Genomic DNA, 13760 nt, shown 5'->3' with positions numbered 1-13760 from the left:
ATGGCGGGTTCCTGCGAATAAGCTCGATGGCATGGAACGGCCGCTTGCAGAGAACCCCCAGGAAATCGAAGTGCTGGACGGCCAAATCTCCGTGGAGGAACTGCTCGCCGAACTCGGCTTCGATTGGAGCGCCCAGCCCGTGGGTGGCGGTCCGGCGGCCGGAACCGCCGAAGGCGAAACCTTCACCCAGCCCGTGCTGTTCTAGTCCGGTGCCGCCCGGTCCAGTTACCGGGATGCAGGCTGCTGGTGCAGTCCGGCGTCGTCCAGGACGACGGACGCAGACAGGACCTTGCCGCATTGTTCACCGAAGGGGTAGGCCACCTGCGGCCTGAATTCCAGGGTGCGTACCGGCAGTGCGGTTCCCTCCGGCGCTGCACCGGACACGGTCACCGTCATGGGCGATTCGGTCAGGGTATCCAGCATCAGCACAGCGGTCTTGGTGCCGTCGGGCGAGGCAGTGGCCGAACAGGCGCCCTCGCGGCTGCACCCCGCGTCCACGGAAGTGCTGCCCGGGCGGAGTTCGACGTCGGACTCCTTGCAGGTGCCGTCCTGGCAGGCGCGGACGTGCAGCGCCGCCACCTTCGGCGAGTAGCCGGCGCTGACGGTGATGGAAACGGCGGTGGCCTGCGCGATCGCGGGGCAGGCGCTGCCGGCAGGCCCGCAGGCGGAGATAAGGGCGGAGATGAGCGCGGTCGTCAATGCCAGGAGCAGTCCGGGCTTGTGCATGCTTTCAGGCTACGTCGGGCGGGCCCGCGCAGGGCCGGATCGGCGTCAATTGGAGGCAGCATTGTTATGCCTCCACGGCCTAACCCAGCGGGAAGATGCCGATGAACCAGAACAGCGCGATGGCAAAGACCGAGAAAAACGCGATCAGGCAGCCCATGGCGGTGCGCGGCTCCGCGGAAACCTGCAGGGATTCGTTGGGGTTCTGCGGGTTGTAGGCCACCTCGATGAGGGCTCCCGGCACATGCTGCTCAACCCCGGAGATCTCCGACTTGCCCATGAAGAGGGTGCCCTGCGGATCGGTGAACTGGTAGGTGGGGTAGTGGCGGAGGTTCCGGTTGGCGCCGCCCACGCCGCTGGTCCAGCCGGTGGTGCTGCCGGTGACGGTCGCCTGTACCTTGGGCCAGGCCGCCATCTGCTGTTCCTGGCGCTTGGTCCTGCGGGCCGCACGGACCAGCGAAAATATCGCGGCGGCAACGAACAATGCCCACACGATGTACAGAATGGTTTTCATGGCTCCCCCCGGTTCCGGTCACCAAGAAGTATGCCATCCCGGCCTGGCCCTTGAGGGTCCAGCAGGTCAGGCGGGGAGCCGGTAGCCGCCGTCGTGGATCTCGGCGAGGCCGTCCGCCAGCAGTCCCGCCAGCGCCCGCTCCAGCTGCTCGGGGGCGGAGTTGAGCCGGTGCAGCGCGGCGAGGGGCACGCCGATGCCCTCGGCGGTGAACCCAAGGTCGGCGGGCTCGCGCTGGAACATGTCGGCCGGCACGGGAGTTTCCGCCAGCCGCAGCACGGCCAGCACCGCACCGCGGACCTGGCGGTCAGTGCCGTGCCACGCCTGGCCTTTGGGAACGTACGACGGCGGGGGCTCACCCGCGGCGAGCCACGCACAGGAGTCTTTCACCGGGCAGGCAGCGCACTTGGGTGCCCGGGCCGTGCACACCAGCGCCCCCAGTTCCATGACCGCAGCGTTCCAGCGCACGGAGGTTTCGTCGTCGTCCGGCAACAGGGCGGCGGCCAACCGCATCTCCGCAGCGGTCAGTGCAGGCGCGGGGAGCGCGACGCCGGACACCAGGCGGGCGTGCACCCGCCGGATGTTGGTGTCCACCACAGTCTCGCGGCGGCCATATGCGAAGGCGGCCACCGCGGCGGCCGTGTAGCTGCCCACTCCGGGCAAGGCCAGCAGTTCCGTGTAGGTGCCGGGGACATGGCCGCCGTGGTCCTCGACGATTGCTGTGGCTGCGGCGTGCAGGCGAAGGGCACGCCGGGGGTAGCCCAGCCGGCCCCATGAACGGACCGCTTCACCTGCCGGTTCGCCGGCCAGGCCGGCCGGCGTGGGCCACCGCTTGAGCCACTCGTGCCAGACCGGGAGGACCCGGACCACGGGGGTCTGCTGCAGCATGATCTCGCTGACCAGCACACCCCACGGCGAGCAGCCAGGTTCGCGCCAGGGCAGGTCCCGGGCGATTCCGGCGAACCAGGAGTTGATCCGGCGATGGAGCAACTCCAGGTCTGCAGGACCGGTGGGAGCGACCGCGGAGCGGGCGGCGGTGGAGGTTTCAGTGTCGATGCCAACACTGTAGTGGATAGGTTCGGGCGGGCTGAAAAACAGGGGTGTGACCAGTGCGATGGGCCTGCGGCGGCGTGGTGGCAGTGCAGATCCGGCGGCGTTCCCTAGCCTAGGAGGATGGGCAGGCAAGGCGATTCACCAGCACGCGGCACGGCATCCGGTTCCAGCAGCGTCCGGAAGCCCAGCGCCGCCGTGTACCGCCGCCGCCGCCTGGTTGTTGGCGGCGCGCTCCTGCTGGTGATTGCGCTCGTGATCAGTGGTTTCGCCTTGGCCGGTGCCTTCAAGGGCGGTTCGCAGCAGGCGTCCTCCACGCAGCCGTCTTCCGCCGATCCGGCCACCTCCCAGGCTTCCCCGTCTGCTGCCGCCAGTCCCTCTGCGTCCGCCTCGGCAACCCCGTCCGCCACGCCGTCGCCCACTGCCTCCGCTGCCCCCTCCTGCAACCAGAACCTGGTGACTGTTTCGGCGTCCACTGACAAGCCCGCCTATGGGCCGGGGGAAAACCCGATGCTCACCCTGAAGGTAACCAACGGCGGCACCGTCCCCTGTGAGGTCAACATCGGTACCTCGCAAATGGAATTCCTGGTGACCAGCGGTTCCGACCGGATCTTCTCGTCCAAGGACTGCCAGGCGTCCAGCGAGGACCTGGTGAAGGTGATCGCGCCCGGCGCCAGCGAAACCGCGAACTTTCCATGGAACCGGACCCGCAGTGCCGATGGCTGCAAGGCCGTGGCGGCGGCACCCGGCGGCGGTGGCGCTTACTACATCTTCACCGCCAAGCTTGGCTCGCGGGCCAGTCCAAAGGCCGTCTTCCAGCTGAACTGACGCATCCCGCCGGCATGGTGGGAGCGGGCCGTGGGGTTGGGGCTTGGGGTTACAGGAAGCGGTCCAGGAGGCTTGCTTCGGCCATCCGGCTGAGCCCCTCACGCACGGTGCGGGCGCGCTGGTCGCCGATGCCGTCAACGGTCATGAGGTCGTCAATGGTGGCCGCCATGAGGAACTGCAGGCCACCGAAATGGTCCACCAGCCGGTCCGCTACCGCCTTGGGAACCGCCTTCAGGCCGGACAGGAGCCGGTATCCGCGGGGCTGGACGACGGCATCGAGGTTTGCCTCGCCGCCCGCGAACCCCACGATCGCGGAGATCTTGCCGAGATCGATCAGCTCGGTCGGGCCCAGGCTGACCAGTTCGTTGACGGCCTTTTCGATGTCCTCCGCGGAGGCGTTGGGGCTGGCGTAGTCGCGGATGATCACGTCGCTGCCCGGTCCACGGCCCACGGTGAGCTCGTCGAGCTGGAGCGAGAGGAGCCGGCCGTCTTCGCCAAGTTCCAGGACGTACTGCGAGATTTCCTCCGAGATGCGGCGCACCATCTCCTGCCGCTGCAGGGTCACGGCCACATCGCGCACCGTCACCATTGCCTCGATTTCCAGGGCCGAGAGCGAACTGGTGACCTGGTCCAGGCGGGCAACATAGCGCTCCAGGGTGGCCAGGGCCTGGTTGGCGCGGGCAAGGACGTTTTCCGAGCCCTCCAGGACGTGCCGCAACCCGTTGACGTACAGGGCGATGATCTGCATGGACTGGCTCACGGATATGACCGGGACCCCGGTCTGCTTGGCCACCCGTTCCGCCGTGCGGTGGCGGGTGCCCGATTCCTGCGTTTCGATGCTTGAGTCCGGGACCAGCTGGACCGCGGCACGCAGGATGTTGCCGGCATCCTTGTCGCAGATGATGGCGCCGTCCATCTTGGCCAGTTCGCGCAGCCGGGTGGGCGAGAATTCGATACCGATATCGAATCCGCCGGAGCAGATGGAATCGATGGTGCGGTCGGAGCCGAGGACGATCAGTGCGCCGGTGCGTCCGCGGAGGATCCGTTCCAGGCCGTCGCGGAGGGGCGTTCCGGGTGCAACCCTGCCCAGAGTGGCCCTCAGCGATTCTTCGGGGCTCCGCGCCATAGGTTTTTCCCTTCAAAGGTGCGGACCGCCACCCGCAGGAATGCCGGCGTCCGCAGTTTGCCGGCAGGATCAAAAAGTGCACTGATTCCCGCAAGCTCAATGATAGGGGTAAGAAACCCAACTTCCGCACGGGCAAGCCCCAAAGTGCCCCATTAGGGGGTGCCCGGAACGGCGGCAAAAACGCTGGTTGGGGGCATTGCGGGGCAGCCACTTTCGCCGCTTTGGACCCCCGCCATTTTCAACCCTGCCCCGGCTTTGACCCTGCCCGGCCTTAGCTCTGCCTTTCAGCGGGTTGCTCAGGCGGAGGCTCCCAGGGGTGTGACTGTTCTGGTGCTGCTGTCCCAGAGCCGCGCTCCCGTGCAGCGGCCCTCGAGGCGCAGGTCCAGCAGGTCCACCGCCGTTCCGAGTTGATGGCCGGGAATACGCCGGGAGATGGTGACGTGCGGTGTCCAGGCCCCCGGACACGTCAGCGGCAGCGCCCCTGACAGGCCCTGGTGCAGGATTCCGTGCAGGTCCAGCAGGGGAGCAGTCGGCAGCACGGCGCGGGCAAGGACATATTTTCCTGCGCCGGCGGGAAAGACGACCGCTCCGGAGAAGGTGACATCCACGGGCAGCACCTCCCAGGGACCTTCCCGGGCGGCAACCAGGTCCGTGCCTGCCGCAAGGGTGATGTGCGGGCTGTTGCTGGGGGAGGTATGCCCTGCCAGGCTGGGGAGGCCGGCGGCCGCGAGCCGCGCCCAGTCAGCCCTGACCAGGGATTCGGTGGGGCCGTCAAAGACCAACTCGATGCTGCGCATGAACCCATCATGCCGTTGCCGGGTATCCGTTGCCGGGCACCCCCATGCCTGCCAGGTTTTGCCGCCGCGGGGACGTCAGCGCTTCCGGTCCCTGAGCATCCGCTCCAAATCCCGGCTGACTTTCGACAGTGAAGCGGCACGGAGTGCTTTGTGTTCAGCCGCTGTTTGCACTCCCCGTTTCCGGGACGGGCCGGTAGGAAGGGCCGAACCCGGCGGCTGGGCCGCGGCGGTGCCAAGGACCGCACCCGCGTTGGCGCCCAGGTTGGTGGCCAGGGGGTCGAAAAAAAGGTTGCCGGTGAAAGTGGCGCCATGCATCATGCGCCCAAAGCTAACTGCCCCGCATTTCGCCGCCTTGAACGTCCGGTTTCGCCCGCGTTAAGCGGAACCCGTCCGGTTTGCAGCCCTGCGATAAACTGTACTTTGGCCGTTTGCCAATCACCTTCCCCGCCCTCGAGTCGCAGCGCAGTACCCGAAAGACACCTGGGCAGCCACAACCGCAGCGAAAGTAGCACCGTGTCCCAAGATGTCCTGACCCCCGCCCGGATCTCCGGTATCCACAAAGAGGCTGGCCGCCGCAGGACCTTCGCTGTCATCTCCCACCCTGACGCGGGCAAGTCAACGCTCACCGAAGCGCTGGCGCTGCACGCAAAGGTGATCGGCACCGCGGGCGCTTCCAGTGGCAAGGCCAACCGCAAGGAAACAGTCTCGGACTGGATGCAGATGGAAAAGGACCGCGGCATCTCCATCAGCTCCGCGGCCCTGCAGTTCTCCTACCGGGACACCGTCATCAACCTTCTGGACACCCCCGGCCACGCCGACTTCTCCGAGGACACCTACCGCGTGCTCGCCGCCGTCGACTGCGCCGTGATGCTGGTGGACGCCGCCAAGGGCCTGGAAACCCAGACCATGAAACTCTTCGAGGTCTGCAAGCAGCGCAACCTGCCCATCATCACGGTCATCAACAAGTGGGACCGCCCGGGCCTGGACGCCCTGGCATTGATGGACGAGATCACCGAGCGCACCGGGCTGCAGCCCATGCCGCTGACCTGGGCCGTGGGCATCTCCGGTGACTTCCGCGGCGTCTGGGACCTCCGCAACGACCGCTTCGCCCGGTTCCAGCGCAACAACGCCGGAGCGCAGATCGCCATCACCGAGTACTTCACTCCCGAGGAAGCGGCGGAAAACCAGGGCAGCAACTGGTCAGACGCGGTGGACGAGGCCGGACTGGTGATTGAGTCCAACCTGGAGTTCGACGTCGACGCCTTCCACGCCGGCAGGGCAACTCCCATCCTGTTCAGTTCCGCTGCGCTGAACTTCGGCGTCAAGGAACTGCTGGACGCGCTGGTGGACTTCGCCCCGCCGGCAGCGCCCCGCCCCGACGTGGACGGAAAACCCCGTCCTGTGGAATCCCCGTTCTCCGGGTTCGTCTTCAAGGTCCAGGCCGGCATGAACAAGGCGCACCGCGACCACGTGGCCTTCATCCGCGTCTGCTCGGGCGTCTTCGAGCGCGGCATGGTGGTCACCCAGACCCGCACCGGCAAGTCCTTCGCCACCAAGTACGCACAGCAGGTGTTCGGCCGCGAACGCGAAGTCATTGACGAGGCCTACCCCGGTGACGTGGTGGGCCTGGTCAACGCGTCCTCGCTGCGCGTGGGCGACAGCCTGTTCCTTGAGAACCCGGTGGAATACCCTGCCATCCCGCTGTTTGCCCCCGAGCACTTCCAGGTGGCCCGGTCCAAGGACCCCAGCAAGTTCAAGCAGTTCCGCCGCGGCATTGAGCAGCTGGAACACGAGGGCGTCATCCAGGTGCTCCGCTCCGACGTCCGCGGTGACCAGGCGCCGGTGCTTGCCGCCGTCGGGCCCATGCAGTTCGAAGTGGTGGAGGACCGCATGGCGCACGATTTCAGCGCACCCATGCGCCTGGAACGCCTGCCCTACTCCCTGGCCAGGATTTCGACTGCGGATGCCATGCCCGCGCTGGCAAACGTCCCGGGCGCGGAGGTGCTGCTGCGGTCCGACGGCGAATACCTCGCCCTGTTCAACGACGTCTGGGCGCTCCGGCGGATCGAGAAGAACCACCCCGACCTGACGCTCGTGCCCATCGGCACCCATAACCCCGCAAAGTAGCCAACCATGACGGCAGTACAACCACGCGCGCTGGTCACCGGCGCCGGCACCATCAACCCGCTGGGTTCCAGCGTCAAGGAAACCTGGGAGGCCCTGCTTGAGGGCCGGTCCGGGATCGGGCCGCTGGAGCAGGACTGGGCAGGGCAGTTGCCCGTCAAAATCGCAGGGCAGGTCACCGCAGACCTTTCGGAGCACCTCAGTACCCGCGAGATGAAGCGGATGGACCGGTGCGGCCAGTTGGCGCTGATCGCGGCGCGCGAGGCATGGGCGCAGGCCGGCGCCCCCGAGGTGGATCCGGAGCGGTTCGCCGTGGTGATCGGCTCCGCTTACGGCGGGCTCGGTTCCACCATCGAGCAGGACCGGGTGCTGGCCGAATCGGGCCCCCGGAAGGTTTCGCCGCATACCCTCACCCGCCTCATGGTCAACGGTCCGGCCGCGTGGGTGTCCATCGACCTTGGCGCCCGTGGCGGCGCCCGGACGCCTGTCAGCGCCTGCGCCTCCGGGGCTGAGGCGATTGTCCAGGCAGCCGAGATGATCCGCTCCGGTGCAGCCGACGTCGTGATTGCCGGCGGCGTGGACGCCTCCGTCAACGACCTTGTGATCACCGGCTTCTCCCAGATCCGTGCCCTGTCCACCCGGTCGGATGACCCCAAGCTGGCCTCGCGCCCGTTCGACGGCGGCCGCGACGGGTTTGTGCTGGCAGAGGGCGCCGGCGTGGTGGTGCTGGAGAGCGAGGAGCACGCCCGTGCCCGCGGCGCCGCCGTCCTTGGTGCCGTGGCAGGCGGAGCCGTGACCTCCGACGCGAACGACATCGTGGCCGCGGACCCCGCCATGCAGCGGCGGGTCATGCAGAAGGCGCTGGACTCGGCGGGCATGCGGCCGGCTGATATCGGATTCGTCCACGCGCACGCCACCTCCACCCCTGTGGGGGACCGGCTGGAGGGCCAGGCAATCAACGCGGTCTTCGGCGCTGACGTGCCGGTCACTTCCACCAAGGGGCATACCGGCCACCTGCTGGGCGGCGCCGGTTCCCTGGCCGCCGTCGTGGTCCTCGAAGCGCTGCGGACCGGGAAGGTCCCCGGGACGCTGAACGTGGAAGCGCTGGACCCGGAAGTGGACCTTAACGTCCTCACCGAAGGCACCCACCAGCTTCCGCCGGGTTATGCCCCGGCCGGGCTGGTGAATGCCTTCGGTTTTGGCGGCCACAGCGTGGCGCTGGTGCTTACCGCGGGTTAGGCCCTGCTGGGGAGCGGCGCCGTGTTGGGCAGTTCCGGCGTCTCGGGCGACGCCTCAGCCCCGCTGCGGCGTTCCTTCAGGAAGTAGACCAGGCCGGCTGCCGCCGCCGAAGCCGCAGCCAGGGCGAATAGTCCCGGAATGACGCTGCCGGTCTGCTCCTTGATGATGCCGAAACCGAAAGGTGCCACGAACCCGCCCAGGTTGCCCAGCGAGTTGATGATGGCGATGGCCGGAGCCAGCACCAGCGGGTGCAGTCCGGACTGCGGGATGGTCCAGAACAGCGGTGAGGCGCTCTTGAACCCCATGGCCGCTACGGCCAGGAACACCAGCGCCAGCCCGGGCGAGGCCACGGCCGCCGCGTAGGTACCGATGGCTGCCACCAGGAGCGCGACCACCAGCAGGGGCTTCCTGGACCTGGCCTTGTCCTGCCACTTCGCCGCGAAGTACATCGCGAACACGGCGCAGACCCAGGGGATGGAGGAGAGGAAACCTGCGGAGAGGTCGGTGGTCCCGGGGATCCGCTTGATGATGCTTGGCAGCCAGAAGGTGTTGGCGTAGATGGACAGCTGGATGGCGAAGTAGATGCCGCACAGGAGCAGGATCTGCGGGTTCAGCAGCATCTTCCAGCGGTTGACCTTTCCGCTCTCCGCCTTGGCGTGCCCGGCGTCCTCCGCATCGATGGCCTGGGACAGCGCGTCCTTTTCGGCGGGGGAGAGCCACCTGGCGTCGGCGATTTTCGCGTCCAGCAGGAAGAACACAGTGACGCCCACCAGGACGGACAGAATGCCTTCGAACCCGAAGAGCCACTGCCAGCCGCGCATTCCCAGGGCGCCGTTGAGGCTCAGCAGCATGCCGGCGATGGGGCCGGAAATCGCCGCGGCAACCGAGGAACCGGCGATGAAGACCGCCGTCGCCTTCCCGCGCTGGCCGGCAGGAACCCAGCGGGCGAAGTAGAAGATGACGGCCGGGAAGAAGCCGGCCTCTGCGGCGCCCAGGAGGAACCGCAGGACGTAGAACATGGTCTCGTTCTGCACGAACGCCATCAGGAAGGAGACGATGCCCCAGCTGACCATGATCCTGGTCAGCCAGACCTTGGCGCCGTATTTTTCCATCATCACGTTGCTGGGGAGCTCAAAGATGGCATAGGCGATAAAGAACAGGCCGGCACCGAAACCATAAGCGGCGGCGCCGATTCCCACGTCAGCCTGGAGGTGGTCCTGGGCGTAGCCGATGTTTGAGCGGTTCAGCTGGTTGCAGACCAGCATGACCAGCATGACCGGGAGCACGCGCTTGAAGAATTTCCTGGTGGCAGATGCCAGGTCCAGGACGGCGTTGTCCACAGACTTCATTGAATGTTTCCTTTGGGAGGGGTGTTGGCAAGGCGGGGGCCTTGGAGAAACTTACAGGACTTGCGGTTGCCGGCTTTCGTTACCTGCTGTCGTGGCCTGGCCCATTACCTGACCAGGCACGGCCGCTTGGGGTCGAAGGACCAGCCGTCGATGTAGTACTGCATGCCGATGCTGTCGTCACGGGCATCCAGGCCGTGCTCAAGGTACAGCTGGTGCGCCTTGTCCAGCGCGTCCTGGTCCAGCTCGATCCCCAGGCCGGGAGCCGCCGGGACTTCGATGGCGCCGCCCTTGATCTGCAGCGGCTCCTTGGTGAGGCCCTGTCCGTCCTGCCAGATCCAGTGCGTGTCCAGTGCCGTGATCCCACCGGGGGCGGCGGCTCCGGTGTGGGTGAACATGGCCAGCGAGATGTCGAAGTGGTTGTTGGAGTGCGAGCCCCAGGTGAGGCCGAACTCGTTGCACAGCTGGGCCACCCGGACCGAGCCGTGCATGGTCCAGAAGTGCGGATCGGCCAGCGGGATGTCCACGGCGTTGCTGCGGATGGCATGCGACATTTCGCGCCAGTCCGTCGCGATCATGTTGGTGGCGGTCTTCAGTCCGGTGGCCCGGCGGAACTCGGCCATCACTTCGCGGCCGGAGAACCGACCTTCGGCGCCGCAGGGGTCCTCTGCATACGCCACCACGCCCTGCATCCGCTTGCCCAGCCGGATTGCCTCCTCCAGCAGCCAGCCGCCGTTCGGGTCGAGCGTGACCCTGGCCTCCGGGAACCGCTTGGCGAGTGCCGTGACCACGTCCACTTCGTCGTCGCCGGACAGCACGCCGCCCTTGAGCTTGAAGTCGGAGAAGCCATAGCGTTCCTGGGCGGCTTCGGCCAGCGCGACGACGGCTTCCGGAGTCATGGCCTCCTGGCGCCGGAGTTTTTCCCAGCGGTCCGACGGCGGCTCCTCCACCAGGTACGGCAGGTCGGTTCGCGTGTGGTCGCCGATGAAGAACAGGTACCCGAGCATCGGCACGGACGTCCGCTGCTGCCCGTCGCCGAGCAGTTCCGCGACGGGAACGCCGAGGAACTGGCCGTGCAGGTCCAGCAGGGCGGACTCGACGGCGGTGACGGCGTGGACGGTGGTGCGCAGGTCGAACGTCTGCAGCCCGCGCCCGCCGGCGTCCCGGTCCGCGAATCCCGCGGCGATTTCCCGCAGCAGGGAGCGGTACCGGGCCACGGGCTTGCCCTTGATCAGGACGCCGGCTTCCTGGATGGTGCTGCGGATTTTTTCGCCGCCGGGAACCTCACCGAGGCCGGTGCGGCCGTCCGAGTCGGTAATGATCACCACATTGCGGGTGAAGAACGGGCCGTGGGCGCCGCTGAGGTTCATCAGCATGCTGTCGTAGCCGGCTACCGGTACAACTTCGATGGCGGCAATGGTGGGCTGGTTGCTCATACGTTGCTCTCTGCTTTCTCTGCGGCGGAAACCACTTCGCCGTCGATGCGCCGGTTGAGGTGCCAGGGGTTGGCGTCCTGCAGGGCTGCCGGGAGCAGTTCCTGGGGGAGGTTCTGGTAGGCCACGGGACGCAGGAAGCGGTTGATCGCCAGGGTTCCAACGGAGGTGGTGCGCGAGTCCGAGGTGGCGGGGAAGGGGCCGCCGTGGACCATGGCGTGGCCGACTTCGACGCCGGTGGGCCAGCCGTTGACAATGATGCGTCCCACTTTTTGCTCCAGGACGGGGATAAGCGGCGCCGCTGTTGGATAGTCCTGTTCGGTGAGCTGCAGGGACGCGGTGAGCTGGCCTTCCATCCGGCCGGCTGCCTGGAGGAGGTCCTGGATGGAGCTGTAGCGGATCACCAGGGACGCGGCGCCGAAGATTTCCTCATGCAGGACGTGGTTGCTGGTGAATTCGGTGACGCCCGTGCCGAAGATGGTGGGCGCCGGGGCGTTCTCGGTGGGGCCGGGAGTGCCCTGGCCGATGAGTTCGACGCCGGCTGCCGCGCCAAGGTTTTCCGTCCCGGCGTTCCAGGACTTGGCAATGCCTTCGGTGAGCATGGTCTGACCGGCGCAGGCGGACACGGCACGTCCGACGGCGGCAGCGAGTTTGTCCCCTGCCTCGCCTTCGGGGGCGAACAGGAGTCCGGGGGAGGTGCAGAGCTGGCCGGAACTTCCGGTGACGGCGGTGACGTACTGCTGTGCAAGGGCGTCGAGGGCGCCCTCGAGGGCGCCCTCGAAGACAAAGACCGGGTTCAGTGACGACATCTCCGCGTACACGGGAATCGGCTCGGGGCGGGCGGCCGCGGTTTTCATCAGGGCGATGCCTGCAGCCTGGGAGCCGGTGAAGCCGACCGCCTTGATGGCGGGGTCCGCCACGAGGGCCTGGCCGATGCTGGAACCGGGACCGTAGATCAGGGAGAACACGCCGGGGTGCAGCCCTGCGTCCTTGACGGCCTGGGTCACCGCCTGGCCCACCAGTTCGCTGGTGCCGGGATGGGCGTTGTGGGCCTTGAAGACCACCGGGCAGCCTGCGGCGAGGGCCGAGGCGGTGTCTCCGCCCGCCGTCGAGAACGCCAGCGGGAAGTTGCTGGCGCCGAACACGGCGACGGGACCCAGGGGGAGCTGCCGCTGCCGGATGTCAGCCCGGGGGAGCGGGGTCCGGTCCGGGAGGGCGGGGTCGATGCGGACGCCGCGGAAGTCGCCTTGCCGCACCACGTCCGCGAAGAGGCGCAGCTGGCCGGTGGTGCGGGCCCGCTCACCGGTGAGCCGCGCCGCCGGGAGCCCTGTTTCCTGGCCGGCGCGGATGATCAGTTCCTCGCCCAGGGCGTCGATGTTGTCCGCGATCGCTTCGAGGAAGGACGCGTGGGTTTCCGGGTCAAGGGTGCTGAAGGACGGGAAGGCCTCGGCGGCCGCTGCCGTGGCGGCTTTCAACTGTTCTTCCGTGATCAGCGAGTAGGCGGGCTCCAGGGCCTGGTTGGTGGCCGGGTTGAACCCGCTGGTGGTTTTGCCTTCGCCGGTAACGGGCCGGCCGGCGATGAGTGAATGTCCGTTGAGGGTCATGGTGGGGCTCCTGTGTCTGCAGCGACGGCTAGGAAACGGTGGCGATCAGGGCTTTGAGGTCCGCGAAGTCCTGATCGTTGAGGTTCTGCAGCGGCGGCCGCACCGGGCCGGCGGGACGGCCCACGGCATCAAGGCCGGCCTTGACGATGGAAACAGAGTAGCCCTTCACGCGGTCGCGGATGTCCAGGTAGGGGATGACGAAGTCGTTGAGCTTCCTGTTCACCGCGGCCCGGTCCTGGTTGCGGACGTCCTGGTAGAAGTCCAGTGCGAACTGGGGGACGAAGTTGTACATGGCGCTGGAGTACGTGCTCATGCCGAGCTGCAGGAGGGGAAGGGCGAAGGTCTCGGCGGTCGGGAGACCGCCCAGGTAGAAGAGGCGGTCGCCGAGCTTGGCGTAAACGCGGGCATCGTGTTCCAGGTCGCCCACACCGTCCTTGAAGCCGATCAGGTTCTGGTGCCGCTCGGCGAGGGTTGCCACCGTGGTGTCCCGGTAGATGGCGTTGGCCCGGTTGTAGATGATGACGCCCAGGGAGGTGGCCCGGCAGACCGCGCTGACGTGTTCCACGAGCCCGTCCTGGTCTGCCTCCGTGAGGTACGGGGGCAGGAGGAGGATGCCTTCTGCGCCGGCAGCCTCGGCAGCCTTCGCATTTTCGATGGCCTGCGCCGTGGAGCCACCGGCGGAGGCAAGGACGGGGATGCGGCTGCCCACCTCCTCGACGGCTGTCCGCACCACGTGCTCCGACTCGGCAGGAGTCAGGGAGAACCCTTCGCCGGTGCCGCCGGCCGCGAACAGGCCCGCCACCGGAAAGCTCGCCTGCCACGCCAGGTGCTTGCGGTAGTTCTCCTCATCGACCTGGAGCTGGGCATCGAACGGGGTCACGGGAAAGGACAGCAGGCCTTCCTTGAGCGTGTCCGCCAGTTCCTGGGGTGTGTACTTTGCCACGGTGTGGGTCCTCCGGGTGTGTGCGCCGCGGGCGGC

General features: G+C 67.5%; 14 protein-coding genes. 4 read left to right on the top strand and 10 right to left on the bottom strand.

Annotation, left to right across the window (positions count from 1 at the left end; translation table 11 throughout):
* Window positions 1-31 precede the first annotated feature (31 nt).
* The gene (locus ASG79_RS23790) at window positions 32-205 is read left to right on the top strand and encodes a hypothetical protein (protein WP_018770954.1); all 174 of its coding nucleotides are present in this window, start codon (window positions 32-34) and stop codon (window positions 203-205) included.
* Window positions 206-225: 20 nt separating this feature from the next.
* On the opposite strand, the gene ASG79_RS03160 is transcribed toward ASG79_RS23790, so the two are convergent.
* The 3 genes from ASG79_RS03160 to ASG79_RS03150 form a co-directional block, all read right to left on the bottom strand.
* Window positions 226-726, bottom strand: a complete 501-nt coding sequence (locus tag ASG79_RS03160; protein WP_056388378.1) for a hypothetical protein — start codon at window positions 724-726, stop codon at window positions 226-228.
* A gap of 79 nt (window positions 727-805) precedes the next feature.
* Window positions 806-1237: a DUF3592 domain-containing protein gene (locus tag ASG79_RS03155; protein ID WP_056388376.1), complete on the bottom strand. Its 432-nt coding sequence runs from the start codon at window positions 1235-1237 to the stop codon at window positions 806-808.
* A 66-nt stretch (window positions 1238-1303) separates the two neighbouring features.
* Complete coding sequence (locus ASG79_RS03150) at window positions 1304-2230, bottom strand: A/G-specific adenine glycosylase (protein WP_056388601.1); 927 nt, start codon at window positions 2228-2230, stop codon at window positions 1304-1306.
* A gap of 177 nt (window positions 2231-2407) precedes the next feature.
* Here ASG79_RS03150 and ASG79_RS03145 point away from each other — a divergent pair, with 177 nt between their 5' ends.
* Entirely contained in the window at window positions 2408-3112 is a 705-nt protein-coding gene (locus ASG79_RS03145; RefSeq protein WP_056388599.1) for a hypothetical protein, read from the top strand.
* Window positions 3113-3161: 49 nt separating this feature from the next.
* Here ASG79_RS03145 and disA read toward each other — a convergent pair whose 3' ends face one another.
* From disA to ASG79_RS03130, 3 genes are all read right to left on the bottom strand, one after another.
* Window positions 3162-4238 carry a DNA integrity scanning diadenylate cyclase DisA gene (gene disA, locus ASG79_RS03140; protein WP_018770949.1) on the bottom strand — a complete coding sequence of 359 codons (1077 nt, stop codon included), beginning with the start codon at window positions 4236-4238 and terminating at the stop codon, window positions 3162-3164.
* 296 nt (window positions 4239-4534) lie between these two features.
* Complete coding sequence (locus ASG79_RS03135) at window positions 4535-5035, bottom strand: 2'-5' RNA ligase family protein (protein ID WP_018770948.1); 501 nt, start codon at window positions 5033-5035, stop codon at window positions 4535-4537.
* A 75-nt stretch (window positions 5036-5110) separates the two neighbouring features.
* Window positions 5111-5353: a hypothetical protein gene (locus ASG79_RS03130; RefSeq protein ID WP_056388374.1), complete on the bottom strand. Its 243-nt coding sequence runs from the start codon at window positions 5351-5353 to the stop codon at window positions 5111-5113.
* A 195-nt stretch (window positions 5354-5548) separates the two neighbouring features.
* On the opposite strand from ASG79_RS03130, the gene ASG79_RS03125 reads away from it, so the two are divergent.
* A complete protein-coding gene (locus ASG79_RS03125; protein WP_056388372.1) occupies window positions 5549-7162 on the top strand; it encodes a peptide chain release factor 3 in 1614 nt (537 codons plus the stop codon).
* A gap of 6 nt (window positions 7163-7168) precedes the next feature.
* Complete coding sequence (locus ASG79_RS03120) at window positions 7169-8398, top strand: beta-ketoacyl-[acyl-carrier-protein] synthase family protein (RefSeq protein ID WP_018770945.1); 1230 nt, start codon at window positions 7169-7171, stop codon at window positions 8396-8398.
* On the opposite strand, the gene ASG79_RS03115 is transcribed toward ASG79_RS03120, so the two are convergent.
* The 4 genes from ASG79_RS03115 to kdgD all read right to left on the bottom strand — a co-directional run bounded on the left by ASG79_RS03115 (window position 8395) and on the right by kdgD (window position 13724).
* Window positions 8395-9747 carry an MFS transporter gene (locus ASG79_RS03115; RefSeq protein ID WP_056388370.1) on the bottom strand — a complete coding sequence of 451 codons (1353 nt, stop codon included), beginning with the start codon at window positions 9745-9747 and terminating at the stop codon, window positions 8395-8397. The genes ASG79_RS03120 and ASG79_RS03115 overlap by 4 nt on opposite strands.
* 104 nt (window positions 9748-9851) lie before the next feature.
* Window positions 9852-11180 carry an enolase C-terminal domain-like protein gene (locus ASG79_RS03110; protein WP_056388368.1) on the bottom strand — a complete coding sequence of 443 codons (1329 nt, stop codon included), beginning with the start codon at window positions 11178-11180 and terminating at the stop codon, window positions 9852-9854.
* Entirely contained in the window at window positions 11177-12781 is a 1605-nt protein-coding gene (locus ASG79_RS03105) for an aldehyde dehydrogenase (NADP(+)) (protein ID WP_056388366.1), read from the bottom strand. The genes ASG79_RS03110 and ASG79_RS03105 overlap by 4 nt, the downstream gene beginning before the upstream one ends.
* A gap of 28 nt (window positions 12782-12809) precedes the next feature.
* The gene (gene kdgD, locus ASG79_RS03100; protein ID WP_056388364.1) at window positions 12810-13724 is read right to left on the bottom strand and encodes a 5-dehydro-4-deoxyglucarate dehydratase; all 915 of its coding nucleotides are present in this window, start codon (window positions 13722-13724) and stop codon (window positions 12810-12812) included.
* Window positions 13725-13760: the final 36 nt, after the last annotated feature.

The organism is Arthrobacter sp. Soil761 (assembly GCF_001428325.1).
In the GTDB taxonomy this organism is placed as follows: Bacteria; Actinomycetota; Actinomycetes; order Actinomycetales; family Micrococcaceae; genus Arthrobacter.
The sequence above is the reverse complement of the archived record's forward strand: the minus strand, read 5'-3'. Positions and strand labels throughout refer to the sequence as shown.

Coding starts and splice junctions, on each gene's coding strand:
- ASG79_RS23790 (WP_018770954.1), top strand. CDS start 32: ATGGAACGGCCGCTTGCAGAGAACCCCCAGGAAATCGAAGTGCTGGAC.
- ASG79_RS03160 (WP_056388378.1), bottom strand. CDS start 726: ATGCACAAGCCCGGACTGCTCCTGGCATTGACGACCGCGCTCATCTCC.
- ASG79_RS03155 (WP_056388376.1), bottom strand. CDS start 1,237: ATGAAAACCATTCTGTACATCGTGTGGGCATTGTTCGTTGCCGCCGCG.
- ASG79_RS03145 (WP_056388599.1), top strand. CDS start 2,408: ATGGGCAGGCAAGGCGATTCACCAGCACGCGGCACGGCATCCGGTTCC.
- disA (WP_018770949.1), bottom strand. CDS start 4,238: ATGGCGCGGAGCCCCGAAGAATCGCTGAGGGCCACTCTGGGCAGGGTT.
- ASG79_RS03135 (WP_018770948.1), bottom strand. CDS start 5,035: ATGCGCAGCATCGAGTTGGTCTTTGACGGCCCCACCGAATCCCTGGTC.
- ASG79_RS03130 (WP_056388374.1), bottom strand. CDS start 5,353: ATGATGCATGGCGCCACTTTCACCGGCAACCTTTTTTTCGACCCCCTG.
- ASG79_RS03120 (WP_018770945.1), top strand. CDS start 7,169: ATGACGGCAGTACAACCACGCGCGCTGGTCACCGGCGCCGGCACCATC.
- ASG79_RS03115 (WP_056388370.1), bottom strand. CDS start 9,747: ATGAAGTCTGTGGACAACGCCGTCCTGGACCTGGCATCTGCCACCAGG.
- ASG79_RS03110 (WP_056388368.1), bottom strand. CDS start 11,180: ATGAGCAACCAGCCCACCATTGCCGCCATCGAAGTTGTACCGGTAGCC.
- ASG79_RS03105 (WP_056388366.1), bottom strand. CDS start 12,781: ATGACCCTCAACGGACATTCACTCATCGCCGGCCGGCCCGTTACCGGC.